The organism is Pandoraea fibrosis, assembly GCF_000807775.2.
In the GTDB taxonomy this organism is placed as follows: Bacteria; Pseudomonadota; Gammaproteobacteria; order Burkholderiales; family Burkholderiaceae; genus Pandoraea; species Pandoraea fibrosis.
In genome coordinates this window covers 1,442,337-1,457,289 of the sequence record NZ_CP047385.1, presented here as the reverse complement: position 1 = coordinate 1,457,289, position 14,953 = coordinate 1,442,337, and the positions used below count along the sequence as shown (strand labels likewise).

Sequence of the window (14,953 nt, the reverse complement as noted above, 5' to 3'; positions counted from 1 at the left end):
CTACTCGCTATGTATCGCGAACTCGTCGTAGAAGTCGCCCGTGCTCAGGCCGAGGCCCTGTCAGACGCCCTGCTCGATCTCGGCGTGCTGTCGGTCTCGGTCGAAGACGCGGACGCCGACACGCCCGACGAGCAGCCGATGTTCGGCGAGCCTGGCCTGACCCCGCCGGACACCGCGTGGCAACACTCGCGCGTGGTCGCGCTGGTGGGGGAAGATCAGGACGCCGCCGTGCTGCTCGCGGCGGCGATCAATGAACTGGGTCTCACCGAGTCCCCCGCGTTCACCTTGCGTGACGTGGAAGACCAGGATTGGGTGCGCCTCACGCAATCGCAGTTCGAACCGATGCAGATCGGCCAGCGGATCTGGGTCGTGCCGTCGTGGCACGACGCCCCGGACACCGACGCCCTCATCCTCGAACTCGATCCGGGTCTGGCCTTTGGCACCGGCAGCCATCCGACCACGCGCCTGTGCATGGAGTGGCTCGAACAGCATGTTCAACCGGGTCAGTCGCTGCTCGACTACGGCTGCGGTTCGGGCATTCTGGCGATTCTCGCGCGCAAGTGCGGCGCCGATCCGGTCATCGGTATCGATATCGATCCGCAAGCGGTCGAGTCCGCCCGCTACAACAGCGAACGCAATCATGCGCCGGTCGAATACGGGCTGCCCGACGATCTGCGCGACGGCCAGTTCAATATCGTGGTCGCCAATATCCTGTCGAATCCGCTCAAGCTGCTTGCCTCGATGCTGACGTCTCGCGTCGCACCGGGCGGACGCCTCGCGCTGTCTGGCGTGCTGGAACGACAGGCTGACGAGGTGATCGCGGCCTACGCGCCCTATATGAAGATGTCGGTCTGGCGCGCTCACGATGGCTGGGTCTGCCTGCACGGGCAGGCCGCCAGCTAAGCCGCGCATCACGCGCCGAGCCCCCGAGTCCCATGACCCAGTCCTCGCGCGTTCTCGCTACCCGCTGCCCTCACTGCCATACGGTCTTTCGCGTCGTCGCGGACCAGCTTAAGCTGCGCGACGGCCTCGTGCGTTGCGGCAACTGTCGAGAAGTGTTCGACGGACGCGTCTATCTTTGCGACCCGCCGAGCGACGCGAGTGACGATGCGTCCACCGGGGCCGCCGAAACCACGAGTGCGACGGGCACAGCGCTCGTCGAAGACGCGTCGCTTGCCGACGCCGTTGCCACGAGCGACATCGGCGCGCCCGACGTCGCGGGCGAATCGCTAGCAGCGACGTCGCCCTCACCCGTGCCGGAGCCTGCTCAGTCGCTTGCCTCCATATCGCCTCCGGCGAACGAATCCTCGGCATCCGGCGCCCCCTCAGCCTCGAGCGGGCGACCGCCGGTGCCCGAGATGCTGACGCCCACCGCCATTGCGGCCCTGTTGGGCAGCCCCGACGAAAGCCGTGCGCAAATGCATCACGGCCCGGGACGCTACATCGACGACGACCCCACGGTACTCGCCGCACCGACCGCACAGAACACATCGATACCGCGCAGCGAACCGCCCATGTCGCCTACGCTCACCGGACAACCGCAACGCCCCGGTGCCGCTCGCGTGATCTGGCGCGTGCTGCTCACACTGGCCATCCTCGGTCTGATCGCACAGTGGGCATGGATCGAACGCGCCGCAGTGATCGACCGGGTGCCGGCGTTGCGCGGTGTGTTCGCCGCTATCGGCCGCCCGATGCATGTGACGATCGCGCCGCCGCGTCAACCGGACATGATTCAGATTTCCAGCGTCACGCTGGTGACCGACGAAGCCACCGCAGGCGACACCGCGGACACCTCCGACACGACGGCAAGCGCGGCGTCTGCCTCGCCCGGCAACGCCGTGCCGATGACGCTCACCGTGTTCATCCGCAATCAGGCGGACTACGCGCTCGCCTGGCCGTCGCTCGAGTTGACGCTGTCGGACCTTGAGGGAAAGCCCGTCGTGCGACGCGTATTTGCGGCCAGCGACTACGTCACCGACAGCGCACTGCGCGAGGCCGGTCTGGCTTCACGCAATGAACGCACGATTCGGTTACGATTGTCGGCGCAGGCAGCGCTAGCAAGCAATTACCGGGTGCTCGCGTTCTATCCCTGATAGCGCTGTTGCACTCAATCTAGGAGATATTGATGTCCCAAGTCACACTCGGGGGTAACCCCATCGAAGTCGACGGCCAGTTCCCGCAGAAAGGTCAGACCGCACCGGCACTCTCGCTCGTCAACGCTAAGTTGCAAGACGTCACGCTCGACGACTTTGCCGGCAAGCGCAAGGTGCTCAATATCGTGCCGAGTCTCGACACGCCGACCTGCGCCACGTCGACCCGCAAGTTCAACGAAGCCGCCGGCAAGCTCGAGAATACCGTCGTCCTCGTGATCTCGGCCGACCTGCCGTTCGCGATGAGCCGTTTCTGCGCCACCGAAGGCCTGAACAACGTCGTTACGCTCTCGACCATGCGCGGTCGCGAGTTCCTCAAGAACTACGGTGTCGCGATCACGACGGGTCCGCTCGCCGGTGTGGCGGCACGCGCTGTCGTGGTGCTCGACGCCGATAACCGCGTCGTTCACGCTGAACTCGTGCCCGAGATCAAGAACGAACCGAACTACGACGCAGCGCTCGCCGCCCTGTCGTAAATCACGGTCGTTTATCTGGCGTATCCGGCTCCGCCGGTGCGCCGGGCGTAGTTCCCGCGCCGACGCAAGGAATGCGTCGGCCAGTTTTTTAGCTGCACACGCCGACGCGAACCGACGCGCATGTGCCGCCGCCCTTGTTGGCCCCCTTTTCTATTTTTCGCAAGGACCTCTCCCGTGACCACCGTGATTTGCGGCTCGCTCGCCTACGACAACATCATGACGTTCGAAGGCCGCTTCGGCGAGCACATCCTGCCCGATCAGGTGCACATCCTGAACGTCAGCTTCCTTGTGCCGACCATGCGCCGTAACTTCGGCGGTTGCGCGGGCAACATCGGCTACAGCCTGCATTTGCTGGGTGGCACGCCGGTGGTGATGGGGATGGTCGGCGACGATGGCGGCGCCTATCTCGAGCGCTTCCAGTCGCTTGGCATGACGACGGAATTCGTGCGTACCGTCAGCGACAGCATGACGGCGAACGCCATGATCACCACCGATCTGGACAATAACCAGATCACCGCCTTCCACCCGGGCGCCATGATGTTCTCGGCGCGCAATCGCGTGGCCGATGTCCAAGGCGCCACGCTCGGCATCGTCGCCCCCGACGCTCCCGACGCCATGCTCGCCCACGCCGAAGGCTTCGCCGCGGCGGGCGTGCCGTTCGTGTTCGACCCGGGCCAGGGCTTGCCGCTGCTCTCGGCTGAGGCACTGCGTCGCATGGTGGAACTCGCAACGTATCTTGCGGTCAACGACTACGAAGCCAAGCTCCTCTGCTCGAAGACCGGCTGGTCGATGGAAGACCTGCAGTCCCGTGTGGAGGCACTTGTCGTCACGCGCGGAGAGCACGGGGCCCTAATCTTCGCCGACGGCAAGCAACACGACATTCCTGCCGTGACCGCCAAGCGTGTCGTCGATCCCACCGGGTGCGGCGACGCTTTCCGTGGCGGGTTGCTGTATGGCATCGAAAAGGGCCTCGACTGGCCGACGACCGGCCGCCTGGCCAGCCTGATGGGTTCCCTCAAGATTGCCGAGCAGGGCCCGCAGACTTACGCACCGACGCGCAGCGATATCGAGGCGCACTATGTAGAAGCGTTCGGCCAGCGCTTCGAATGATTCCAGCAAAGGCATAACGATGGCACGACTGACCACACCGCTCATTATTCTCACTGCCGCGGCTTCGCTCTCTCTGTCCGCCTGCACGGCGTTCGGTCCGAGCAATTCTGCGAGCGTCTACAACAGCCGTCAGGCGCAACGCGAACAGGTCGTGCGTATGGGCACGGTTGAATCGGTGCGTCCGGTAACGATCGACAGCAGCAACGGCGATCCGGGGATTCTCGGTATCGCCGGCGGCGGTGCACTCGGTGCGATTGGCGGCAGCGCCATCGGTGGGGGTCGCGGCTCGATCGCGACGGGCATCGTCGGGGGTCTGCTGGGCGCCGTCGCGGGTCAGGCCATCGAAAGCCGCATGAGCAAGAAGGCGGGTCTGGAAATCACCGTGCGACTCGACAACGGCGAACTGCGCGCCATCACACAAGATGCCGACGAGGGATTCCAGCCGGGACAGCGCGTGCGTCTGCTCTCGAGCGGCGGCGTGACCCGCGTGACGCACTAAGCCGTCACGTTGCACTGAAGCCGGCAAGACTCGCCGGGGGCGATCCCGCATCGCTCTCGCGCACGCATCACTCGGGCGACTCAGGTCGCCCGTTTTCATTTCCGCCATGAAAAAACCCGCTGTGACGATCGCTCATCACAGCGGGTTTCGGATCGAGTAGGCCTACTCGATCAAAAGACACCTAAGTGCCTTGGTTCCTGCATCGGCACTCGAATTACGGACGGCTGCCGGTCGGGAACGGCCATGCCGCTGCCGGGTTCAACGCCGTCTTCGGTGCTGCCGGTGCTGCAGCCGGAGCCGCAGCAGGCTTTGCCGCCACCTTCTTCACAGCCGGCTTCTTCGCAGCAGCAGGCTTCTTGGCAGCGGGCTTTTTAGCAGCCGGCTTCTTCGCAGCAACCTTCTTGGCAGCCGGTTTCTTGGCAGCGGCCTTCTTCACTGCTGCCTTCTTGGCTGCCGGCTTCTTGGCAGCAACCTTCTTCACTGCTGCCTTCTTGGCTGCCGGCTTCTTGGCGGCGACTTTCTTGACGGCTGCCTTCTTGGCGACCGGCTTCTTGGCGGCAACCTTCTTCACCGCTGCCTTCTTGGCGACCGGCTTCTTGGCGGCAACCTTCTTCACCGCAACCTTCTTCGCTGCCGGCTTCTTAGCAGCAACCTTCTTGGCTGCCGGCTTCTTGGCAGCAGCTGCCTTCTTCGCGACCGGCTTCTTAGCAGCCACAGCCTTCTTGGCGACAGGCTTCTTGGCGGCGGCAGCCTTCTTCGCTACCGGCTTCTTGGCAACAGCCTTCTTGGCTGCGGGTTTTTTCTTAGCAGTAGTAGCCATCACTTTGCTCCTTAACGTGAAAGATCACTCAAACAAACCACCTGAGAAGGAAACCCGACCACCGTGCGGTGAACTGCCGGCGAGCGGGCTATTCATCGGCGTACGCATCGGACAACGACGGCTTACGCTAATGAATTCGGCGCTGCGCGCATGACGCTGACCGTGTGTGGTCACGCGCGCAAAAAAATTGCCGGCGACATTGCCGCCAGCAATTCGATTGTCTTGAGAAGGGGGATTCGCCAGATTCTTCGGGGGGTAGCTTGCCTGTCCCGTCATCGGGATGGAGGAGATTGCGATAGCGGATAAGCGATACTGCTTGCTATGCACCAAGGTTTTTACGCTCCGTAACTACCAGCTCTCTGTCGCGGGAGGAAAGCGATGTGCTTTCGTGTGTTCATCGAGACTGCAATTTATTTGAGCGAATAATAATTCTTTTGTGATGCGATGTTAATACTTTGCGCGTAAAAAAGCGCACAACATTCGTCACGATGAAGTCAATCTGTTGTATTTGATGCACATCGCACTCGCATGTCGATGCGTGCGAAGCACTTGCGAAGCGATAGAAACCTCTCGCGAGTGAGGATGATGTGCGTGACCTGCACGTTCTCTTTTGCTTCTCTTGCTGCTGGTCACACGCGCTGCGCGCGAACACACCACCCTCTGGAAACCCGCATGGATGCTTGCTTTGCAGCGAGCACCCATTTTTCACTTTTGACTTAGTCCCAGCTCAGCGCGCCACCGGTCTGGTACTCGATCACACGCGTTTCGAAGAAGTTGCGTTCCTTCTTCAGGTCGATCATCTCGCTCATCCACGGGAACGGATTCTCTTCGTTCGGGTAGAGCGCTTCGAGACCAATTTGGGCACAACGACGGTTCGCGATGAAGCGAAGATAGCTCTTGAACATGCCGGCGTTCAGACCAAGCACGCCGCGCGGCATCGTATCTTCAGCGTAGCGATACTCCAGCTCGACCGCCTTCTTGAACAGCTCACGAATCTCTTCGCGGAACTCCGGCGTCCACAGATTCGGGTTTTCCAGCTTCACCTGATTGATCAGATCGATGCCGAAGTTGCAGTGCATCGACTCGTCGCGAAGGATGTACTGATACTGTTCCGCCGCCCCCGTCATCTTGTTCTGACGGCCCAGCGCGAGGATCTGCGTGAAGCCGACATAGAAGAACAGGCCTTCCATGATGCAGGCGAACACGATCAGCGAGCGCAGCAGCTTCTGATCGGCTTCCTGCGTACCGGTCTGGAACGACGGGTCGGCCACGACTTCAATGAACGGCAGCAGGAACTCATCCTTGTCGCGAATCGACGGCACTTCGTGATACGCGTTGAAGATCTCGCCTTCGTCCAGGCCCAGGCTCTCGACGATGTACTGATAGGCATGCGTATGGATCGCCTCTTCGAACGCCTGACGCAGCAGGAACTGGCGGCACTCCGGAGCGGTGATGTGACGATAGGTGCCCAGCACGATGTTGTTCGCGGCGAGCGAGTCGGCCGTCACGAAGAAGCCGAGGTTGCGCTTGATGATGCGGCGCTCGTCTTCGGTCAGACCGTTCGGGTCTTTCCAAAGTGCGATGTCGCGCGACATGTTGATTTCCTGCGGCATCCAGTGGTTCGCGCAACCGGCCAGATATTTCTCCCAGGCCCACTTGTACTTGAAGGGCACCAGTTGGTTCACGTCCGTCGTGCCGTTGATCACGCGCTTGTCGGACGCACTCACGCGACGCGTCGACTGCGAAGCGATCACACTCGGGGTATCCCCTTGGGTGCCGAGAATGTTCGACGCCGGCGCAGGGGCCGGAGCGGAGGCAGGGGCAGCCGACTTGGCGGCGGTGGTGTCTTCTTCCCAGTTAAGCATAGGGTCTCAGTCCGTTCAGGTTGATGCGATGCACACATACGCGCACATCGCCGAAGTGACAGATCAGCCGTTCGCGAGCGAAGGCTGACAAAAAACTTGCGATCCGGCAGCCGGCGACTTATCGCCGACAGTGCGAAGTCCGCCGGAAAAGTTGCCGTGTTTCGGGGGTGATGCAGATGCGCATTTGCGCAGTTTTGAACAACAACGCCGACGCGAGAGCGGTAACAACATCATGACCTCCCGACGTCGAATTGAATGACTCCAATTTAGCACAATTACGTCACTCATTCCAGCACACCACACTAGATATAGTGTCGCACCGCACGATGACCACTATACCTAGTGTCCGGCGGTTTTCCCTAGGGCATAGGCGTCCGGCCTCGCGGGACCGGCATCTTGCCACGAAACGGCGTCGCACGACAGTCATGGCGGTGTGGCGCGCCGATGCCACGTCACATTGGCGTATCCTGTCGCGACGAGCGTCACCGCGCAGCGGACCGGAACGACAGATTCCGGCGCGCGCCACCTCCAGACGCCGATGAAGGAGATACCGACGATGACATCCGCAGGCGCCCACAGCGCACAGGCCCAGGCAGGTTCGCCGGGCCCGACCCCACGCACCCTCACCCCCGGCAAACCGATCCGTCTCTCGAAGGGCGCACTCGTGGCCGACGTTCAACCCGGTTGTGGCGGACGGCTCGCACGACTCGCGCGCCGCGACACACGCGGCGACCTCTTCGACTACCTCGTCCCCATGGGCAACGAGCCGTTCCCATCGGACGAATGGCCGAAGGCCGGTGCGTTTCCGATGCTGCCGTACACCAATATGTTGCGCGACGACACGCTGCACTGGCGCGAGCGCGCGATTGCCGTTCGCGAGACGCCGGTGGCGTCGAGTTCGCTGCACGGCTGGGGGCTGCGGCGCGAGTGGGACGTCGTCGACGAGAGCCCGCACTGTTGCGTGCTGCAACTCGACAGCCCAGCACAACCCGAGTGGCCCTGGCACTATCAGGCGTACCTCTCGGTGACGCTCGACGAGCACGGCGTCGACATGCACCTGTCGATCACCAATCTCGGCGCCGAAGACATGCCGGCCGGGCTCGGTCTGCACCCGTACTTCCGCTGGCCCGCAGGCGCGCGTCTGACGTTCGAATCGGAAGCCATCTGGCGCTCGCCGTCGGAGGACATTCGCTGGCCGAGCGAGCAGCGCGTGCATGTCGGCGCAATGGAAGTCGTGTCGGTCGGTGGTGGACTCGACACCGGGGGACGGTCGACCTGGTTCGCCGAAGTGCCCTCCGAGTCCGGTACATTCAACGCGCGCATCGACTACGCCGGCGGTTTGCGCTCGGCCACGGTGAGCAGCGACGACGCCAGTTGGCTGGTGCTGCACTCGCCTGCCGGTCGCCCGTATCTGTGTCTCGAGCCGTCGACCCACCGCGTCGGCGAGTTCGACGACGATCATGTCGTCGTGGCACACGGGCAGACACTCGATCTGTCGATGCGGATCGATCTGGCCTGATCCCCTCCGACTCGCCCGGGCACGGCGCGCGCTCATCGAACGCATCCGAATCCGCCCAAGAAAAAACCCCGTCGGCCCACAAGGGCGACGGGGTTTTTTCCAGATGCCGGGCACCTTGTCAGGCACCGCGGCACGCTCAACTTACTGGCAAGCCTCGCACTCGTCGAAGCCCGGGTCGCCCGGACGCATCGTGCAGACTGCGCCTTCGGCTTCCGGCATCGGCTGTGCCAGCGGCGAGGTCGGCTCGGCCGCGAGGCTGCCGCTCGGCGTCACGCCCCCCGAACTCACTGCGTTCAGCGCGCCGTGGCTCACCGTCGACTTCTCGACGTGCGTGGCGGCCATCGTGCGGAGGTAGTACGTGGTCTTGAGGGCACGCGTCCACGCCAGCTTGTACGTCTCGTCGAGCTTCTTGCCCGATGCGCCCGCCATATAGATGTTGAGCGACTGCGCCTGATCGATCCACTTCTGACGACGCGACGCCGCCTCGACCAGCCACTTCGGCTCGACTTCAAACGCCGTGGCGTAGATCTCGCGCAGGTCGGCCGGCACGCGATCGATGCGAGCCAGCGAGCCGTCGAAGTACTTCAGGTCGGCGACCATTACTTCGTCCCACAGACCACGGGCCTTCAGGTCACGCACCAGATACTCGTTGACCACCGTGAATTCGCCCGACAGGTTCGACTTCACGTACAGGTTCTGGAACGTCGGCTCGATACAGGCCGAGACGCCGATGATGTTCGAGATCGTCGCCGTGGGTGCGATCGCCACGCAGTTCGAGTTGCGCATGCCGTGTTCGGCGATGTGCTTGCGCAGGCTGTCCCATTCGAGCGTGCTCGACAGGTCGACGTCGACGTAACCGCCACGCTCTTCGGCCAGCAGCTTGAGCGAATCCTGCGGCAGGATGCCACGATCCCACAGCGAACCCTTGTACGACGAATACTGACCGCGTTCCTTGGCCAGCTCGGTCGATGCCCAGTAAGCGTAGTAGCAAACGGCTTCCATCGAACGGTCGGCAAACTCGACCGCTTCGTTCGACGCATAAGGCGTGCGCAGCAGGTGCAGGCAGTCCTGGAAGCCCATGATGCCCATGCCCACCGGACGGTGATGCAGGTTCGAATTGCGCGCCTTCGCCACCGCGTAGTAATTGATGTCGATGACGTTATCGAGCATGCGCATCGCCACACGAATGGTGCGCTGCAGCTTTTCGTGATCCAGCTCGTAGCCGTTGGCCGTCTGCTTCAGGTGAGCCACGAGGTTCACCGAGCCGAGGTTACACACGGCAATTTCGGTCTCGCTCGTATTGAGCGTGATTTCCGTGCACAGGTTCGACGAGTGCACCACGCCCACGTGCTGCTGCGGCGAACGGATGTTGCACGGGTCCTTGAACGTGATCCACGGGTGGCCGGTTTCGAACAGCATGCCCAGCATCTTGCGCCAGAGCGCTTGCGCCGGCACCTTCTTGAACAGCTTGATCTCGCCGCGCGCGGCCTTGTCTTCGTAGGCCGTGTAAGCCTGCTCGAACGCCTTGCCGTACTTGTCGTGCAGATCCGGGCAGGTCGACGGCGAGAACAGCGTCCACTCGGCGCCTTCCATCACGCGCTTCATGAACAGATCGGGAATCCAGTTCGCCGTGTTCATGTCGTGCGTGCGGCGGCGATCGTCGCCAGTGTTCTTACGCAGTTCCAGGAATTCTTCGATGTCCAGGTGCCACGTTTCCAGGTAAGCGCAGACAGCGCCCTTGCGCTTGCCGCCCTGGTTCACGGCCACGGCCGTGTCGTTGACCACCTTCAGGAACGGGACCACGCCCTGGCTCTTGCCGTTCGTGCCCTTGATGTGCGAACCGAGGGCGCGAACCTGCGTCCAGTCGTTGCCCAGACCGCCGGCGAACTTCGACAGCAGTGCGTTTTCCTTGAGCGCTTCGTAGATCCCTTCCAGATCGTCCGAGACGGTCGTCAGGTAGCACGACGAGAGCTGCGAGCGACGCGTACCCGAGTTGAACAGCGTCGGCGTCGAGCTCATGAAGTCGAAGCTCGACAGGATCTGGTAGAACTCGATCGCACGCGCTTCGCGCTCGACTTCGTTCAGCGCCAGGCCCATGGCCACGCGCATGTAGAACGCCTGCGGCATTTCGATGCGATGGCCATCGATGTGCAGGAAGTAGCGGTCGTACAGCGTCTGCAGGCCGAGGTAATTGAATTGCAGGTCGCGCGATGCGTCGAGCGCGGCGCCCAGCTTGGCCAGATCGAACGAGAGCAGTTGCTCGTCGAGCAGTTCGGCCTCGACACCCTGCTTGATGAAACGCGGGAAGTATTCGATGTAGCGCTCGGCCATTTCCCCCTGCGGCACTTCTTCGCCGAGGATTTCGCGGCGGATCGTGTGCATCAGGATACGGGCCGTCACCTGGCTATACGCCGGTTCCTTCTCGATGAGCGTGCGCGACGCGAGGATCGCCGAGTCGTAGACCTGCGACAGCGGCACGCCGTCGTACAGATTCTTGATGGTCTCGGTCAGGATCGGCTCGGCCACCACTTCATCGCCAAGGTTTTCGCAGGCAGCTTGCACCACGCCACGCAGCACGGCCATGTCGAGCGCACGCGTCACGCCGTTGTCGGTCACGCGCAGCACCGGCGCGTCGGGCGTTGCCGTTTCCTGCGTGGTCTCGACCGCGTGGGCGCGCTCTTGCGCACGCTTCTCGCGGTACAACACGTAGGCGCGGGCCACGTTGTGCTCGCCTTCGCGCATGAGCGCGAGTTCGACCTGATCCTGAATGTCTTCGATGTGGAACGTGCCGCCGTTCGGGCGGCTGCGCACCAATGCGCGCACAACGTTCTCCGTCAATTGCTCCACGAGTTCGCGTACGCGCGCCGAAGCCGCACCTTGACCGCCATTCACGGCAAGGAACGCCTTGGTCACGGCGATCGCGATCTTCGACGGCTCGAAACCCACCACCGCGCCGTTGCGTCGAATCACTTTGAAGTCGGCGTTAGTGGCCGGCTCGAATGCGCCCGTCGTCTGGGGCGCCGACGCACCCGTGCCACTGCCGGCATTCGCGGCGGGCGTCGGGTTCGGGCGGGTGAGGTTTTCGTTAGTCTGCATGTAAAAACTCCCGTTCCAATGAGATGGTGCTGTTAGCGCGTCTCTACCAGTTTTACGGCCGGCAAAAATGCGCCCTGGGGGCGCCGATGGAGCGAAGTGCTGAACACCGCACGACCGACGGACGGCCAAGGGTTCGAGGTGTCCGCTGCACGGCTTTGCTGCTATGCCGCCCCACAAAACGCCGCAGGACAAGCACGGTATTGATGGTTATTGCATTCTTCGCCGAACCTGACATCAACCACTAGATGTAGTGGTCGGCACTGGAATTGGCACTAAGTATAGTGGAGATGACGCACTCCGCAAACCCAAAAATTTCTCACGCCGGGGAAGCCCGTGGCATCGCCCTGTCAAGCAAAACCTGCCCCCGGATGGGGATTAATCGGTTGGCTGAAACGGCAACGCTTCGGGGCTCAGATCCGCCATCCGTCGCAACCGCTCCCACTCGAAATGCGGTCCCGGATCCGTCTTCCGGCCCGGTGCTATATCGGCATGTCCGACGACGGCTTGAATCGGAAAACGCTCACGCAACGCACGCGTGAGCGCCGCCAACGTGGTGTACTGCGCCGCCGTAAATGGCAGGTCGTCCGTTCCTTCGAGCTCAACGCCGATCGAAAAATCATTGCAGCGTGTACGGCCCTCAAACGACGACGCGCCCGCATGCCACGCCCGCGCATGGCACGACACAAACTGCTGCAACGCACCATCGCGGCGCACCAGAAAATGCGACGAGACATGCACGCCGCGAATCTCGTCGAAGAACGGATGCGCGTCGTGGTCGAGTCGATTCTGGAAGAACGCGGCGATCTCGCCGCCGCCGAACTGTCCCGGCGGCAACGAAATGTTGTGCACCACCAGCAGGTCGGTCGGCATGCCATCGGGTCGCATGTCGAAATTGGGAGACGGCAGACGCTCGGCCTCGCGAACCCAGCCATCGGCATCGAGCGTGAGCGGCAGGCGTTGGTCCGGCGCGTTCATGCGCGACCTCGCGGCAACGTCGGCATCATCGGCCGCACGCACTGCTGCCCGCAGCCACAAGACCGGAGCGAAACATTAGGGGACGCAAATGACTGGAGCATGACGGGCACAGCGAACTCCCGTGGGGGCGAGGGGCGCCATTGTAGCCCACTTGGCGCGACGCCGCCGTGGGCGCGCCAGGTCGGCCGGGCGCAGGCGGCGAGTTCAGTGATGATACGCCGCCGGATACCTGTCGGCCACCGCACGACAAGGAAAAACGACGCCCAAAGAAGAAGCCTCCCGCCTTACCTGGCCGAGAGGCTTCCGTGGGCGTGACCACGCCCTGGGATGGCGTCGCACTCGTGCCATACGGCACGCGCACCACCCCGCGTCGCTCACAGGTGCGACGCTATTGGCCGTTGCCGGCCGGTGAAACTCGTCTCCTGCACTCACCCGATTTTCGCTTTCGATACGATGACCTCGCAAGTTGCCATCCATTATGGAAATGCCGGAATTGCGGCTTCCACCCCTTCCATATGCGCCTCGGGGTGATGCTCCTTGAGCATCTCGCGAATCTCATCCACCCTGCCGTCGCGCACGTCCACCATCAGCAGGATCATGCCGCGCTCGAGTGGCTCGCGAAATGCCTTGAGCCGCGAGTTCGGCACCGAGACACCGATCATGCTCGACACCCAGGCACCGAAGAGCGCGCCGAGGGGAGCCGTCACGATCATCAACTCCCATTGGGGACGCGTGCCCACGATGGGGAAAAACGCCGCGACTGCACCGACTGCCAAACCACAGAACCCGCCGATCACGAGCCCGGCTTCTGCGCCGTGCACGATATCGGAAGTCTGTAGCAGGTTAGCCTCGTGCAGTCCCTCCAGGTCCATTTCGTCACGTGCCATGAAGTGGATGTGACGCTCCTCGATACGGGCGAGCAGCAAATCGCTCATCGTGCGCTGCGCACTGGCCAGATCGGGAAGAAGAAAATACATCCGTCTGCGCATTAGCATATTGCGCCCTCCTGTCGTCTCGTCCCTGTTGTTGTGGTTCTTTTATACAGAGCCGGTTACTGTGTTTTAGTGCATGCGACAGGCATGCGCAAGGCGGCCCTTTCGAGGGCCGTGACGCAGACGAGGGAGAATTTCGATATCGCTGCGCGGCCGGACTGCGCAGCGGGTCTCAGACGCGGTGTTCGCGCGTCAGATAGGCGTCGCGGTGCGCGGTGCTGCAAAAATGTTTGCCATTTGCACCGCCCAGCGCTTCGCTCTCGGGAAGAAAAGTGTTGCACTCGGTGCATTGCACCATGCGCTCCGCGGGCGGGAGCGCGTCGCGCACCGTCTTGCGCGGATCGCTCGCCGGGGGCTGACGCATGCGTTCGTTGCGCTCATCACGCTCGGTATGACGCTTGCGCTCGTTGTGCCGCATCCACCATGTACCCGCCACCAACAACACCAGTAACAGCAAGATATTGCGCATCGCGCTTCAAGTCTCCGTCATGCGATGCAGCACCACCTCAAGCACGAAGCGAGAGCCGACATACGCCAGCAAAAGCGCCACGAACGACGCCAGAACCCAACGCAGCGCGACCTTTCCGCGCCACCCATAAAAGTGCCGGCCCAGCAGCACCGCGCCGAACATCAGCCACGACACCACCGCGAACACGGTCTTGTGATCGATGCGCACCGCGCGCCCGAAGAGCGCCTCGGAGAACATCACCCCGGAAATCAGCGTCAGGGTCAGCAACACGAACCCGGCGCCAATCAACCGGAACAGCAATTTTTCCATCGTCAGCAGCGGCGGCAGTGTCTCGAGCCAGCGCGAGAGCCAGCCGGTCGCCTCGTTGCTGCGCGACGGATGCAGTTGCCTCTCGGCGTAAATCATCAGCAACGCGTGCAGCGCCGCCAGCGCAAACAGCCCGTAGGCCATGTTGGCGATGATGAAGTGCGCCTTGAAAATCGGATCCGCCGCAAAACCGAGAATGCGTACATCCGGAAAAATCATCGGCAACAGACATGCGACGGCAGCCACGGGTGTGACCATCAGTCGCAGGCTGTCGAGCGGGAAGAAGAAACTTTCGATCCAGTAAATGCCGACCGAGAGCCACAACATGGCCGAGAGCATGTACGCGAAACCGAAGTGCATGCTGTCCGCGCGGAAGATGGTCTGATGCAGCAACACCCCGTGCAGCAACAGCGCGGCGAACAGCGAGAGCTGCATCGGCCAGCGCGAGGGCGTGCCCGCGACCGGCGCAGGCGCGACCTGCCCGCCCGCCAAAGCGAGCGCGGCATCGCGCCGGTATCCTTGCCACGAACAAACCGCCAACCCGGCGTAAAGGATGGCGGTCAGCGCATACAGTAAAATAGTCATATTTGAAGTTTACACCAGCCCATGACGGGCGCGCTGCCGTACCCGCCACCGCCCCTGCCGGGGCGCGAGGCAGGGCCACCGGGGCCACTGC

At 62.7% G+C, this 14,953-nt stretch carries 14 protein-coding genes; 6 read left to right on the top strand and 8 right to left on the bottom strand.

Translation table 11 applies throughout. From position 1 onward, the window contains the following. Nucleotides 1-9 precede the first annotated feature (9 nt). The 5 genes from prmA (at nucleotide 10) to PI93_RS06475 (ending at nucleotide 4,235) form a co-directional block, all read left to right on the top strand. Nucleotides 10-903 carry a 50S ribosomal protein L11 methyltransferase gene (gene prmA / locus PI93_RS06495; RefSeq protein ID WP_039374898.1) on the top strand — a complete coding sequence of 298 codons (894 nt, stop codon included), beginning with the start codon at nucleotides 10-12 and terminating at the stop codon, nucleotides 901-903. Between the two features lie 32 nt (nucleotides 904-935). Then, nucleotides 936-2,093 carry a DUF3426 domain-containing protein gene (locus PI93_RS06490; RefSeq protein ID WP_080759469.1) on the top strand — a complete coding sequence of 386 codons (1,158 nt, stop codon included), beginning with the start codon at nucleotides 936-938 and terminating at the stop codon, nucleotides 2,091-2,093. A gap of 32 nt (nucleotides 2,094-2,125) precedes the next feature. Beyond that, nucleotides 2,126-2,626, top strand: coding sequence for a thiol peroxidase (tpx, locus tag PI93_RS06485; protein ID WP_039374902.1), 501 nt, complete (start codon nucleotides 2,126-2,128; stop codon nucleotides 2,624-2,626). Nucleotides 2,627-2,800: 174 nt separating this feature from the next. After that, complete coding sequence (locus PI93_RS06480) at nucleotides 2,801-3,736, top strand: carbohydrate kinase family protein (protein WP_039374903.1); 936 nt, start codon at nucleotides 2,801-2,803, stop codon at nucleotides 3,734-3,736. Between the two features lie 19 nt (nucleotides 3,737-3,755). Continuing rightward, nucleotides 3,756-4,235 carry an outer membrane lipoprotein gene (locus PI93_RS06475; RefSeq protein WP_039374904.1) on the top strand — a complete coding sequence of 160 codons (480 nt, stop codon included), beginning with the start codon at nucleotides 3,756-3,758 and terminating at the stop codon, nucleotides 4,233-4,235. Between the two features lie 214 nt (nucleotides 4,236-4,449). On the opposite strand, the gene PI93_RS06470 is transcribed toward PI93_RS06475, so the two are convergent. The 3 genes from PI93_RS06470 to PI93_RS06460 form a co-directional block, all read right to left on the bottom strand. Further along, complete coding sequence (locus tag PI93_RS06470) at nucleotides 4,450-5,055, bottom strand: histone H1-like DNA-binding protein (RefSeq protein WP_039374906.1); 606 nt, start codon at nucleotides 5,053-5,055, stop codon at nucleotides 4,450-4,452. Between the two features lie 24 nt (nucleotides 5,056-5,079). Next, nucleotides 5,080-5,385, bottom strand: a complete 306-nt coding sequence (locus PI93_RS06465) for a hypothetical protein (RefSeq protein WP_144400428.1) — start codon at nucleotides 5,383-5,385, stop codon at nucleotides 5,080-5,082. A 386-nt stretch (nucleotides 5,386-5,771) separates the two neighbouring features. Next, on the bottom strand, nucleotides 5,772-6,920 hold the full coding sequence (locus tag PI93_RS06460; protein WP_039374907.1) for a ribonucleotide-diphosphate reductase subunit beta: 1,149 nt from the start codon (nucleotides 6,918-6,920) through the stop codon (nucleotides 5,772-5,774). A 556-nt stretch (nucleotides 6,921-7,476) separates the two neighbouring features. On the opposite strand from PI93_RS06460, the gene PI93_RS06455 reads away from it, so the two are divergent. Continuing rightward, nucleotides 7,477-8,439 carry an aldose epimerase family protein gene (locus PI93_RS06455; protein WP_039374908.1) on the top strand — a complete coding sequence of 321 codons (963 nt, stop codon included), beginning with the start codon at nucleotides 7,477-7,479 and terminating at the stop codon, nucleotides 8,437-8,439. Between the two features lie 141 nt (nucleotides 8,440-8,580). On the opposite strand, the gene PI93_RS06450 is transcribed toward PI93_RS06455, so the two are convergent. The 5 genes from PI93_RS06450 to PI93_RS06430 form a co-directional block, all read right to left on the bottom strand. Next, nucleotides 8,581-11,535 carry a ribonucleoside-diphosphate reductase subunit alpha gene (locus PI93_RS06450; protein WP_039374909.1) on the bottom strand — a complete coding sequence of 985 codons (2,955 nt, stop codon included), beginning with the start codon at nucleotides 11,533-11,535 and terminating at the stop codon, nucleotides 8,581-8,583. 375 nt (nucleotides 11,536-11,910) lie between these two features. Beyond that, on the bottom strand, nucleotides 11,911-12,510 hold the full coding sequence (gene ampD, locus PI93_RS06445; RefSeq protein ID WP_039374910.1) for a 1,6-anhydro-N-acetylmuramyl-L-alanine amidase AmpD: 600 nt from the start codon (nucleotides 12,508-12,510) through the stop codon (nucleotides 11,911-11,913). 476 nt (nucleotides 12,511-12,986) lie between these two features. Next, nucleotides 12,987-13,499, bottom strand: coding sequence for a DUF1269 domain-containing protein (locus tag PI93_RS06440; RefSeq protein ID WP_039374911.1), 513 nt, complete (start codon nucleotides 13,497-13,499; stop codon nucleotides 12,987-12,989). 175 nt (nucleotides 13,500-13,674) lie between these two features. Further along, nucleotides 13,675-13,971: a PP0621 family protein gene (locus PI93_RS06435; protein WP_039374912.1), complete on the bottom strand. Its 297-nt coding sequence runs from the start codon at nucleotides 13,969-13,971 to the stop codon at nucleotides 13,675-13,677. Between the two features lie 6 nt (nucleotides 13,972-13,977). After that, a complete protein-coding gene (locus PI93_RS06430) occupies nucleotides 13,978-14,862 on the bottom strand; it encodes a cytochrome C assembly family protein (protein WP_039374913.1) in 885 nt (294 codons plus the stop codon). Between the last annotated feature and the right edge of the window lie 91 nt (nucleotides 14,863-14,953).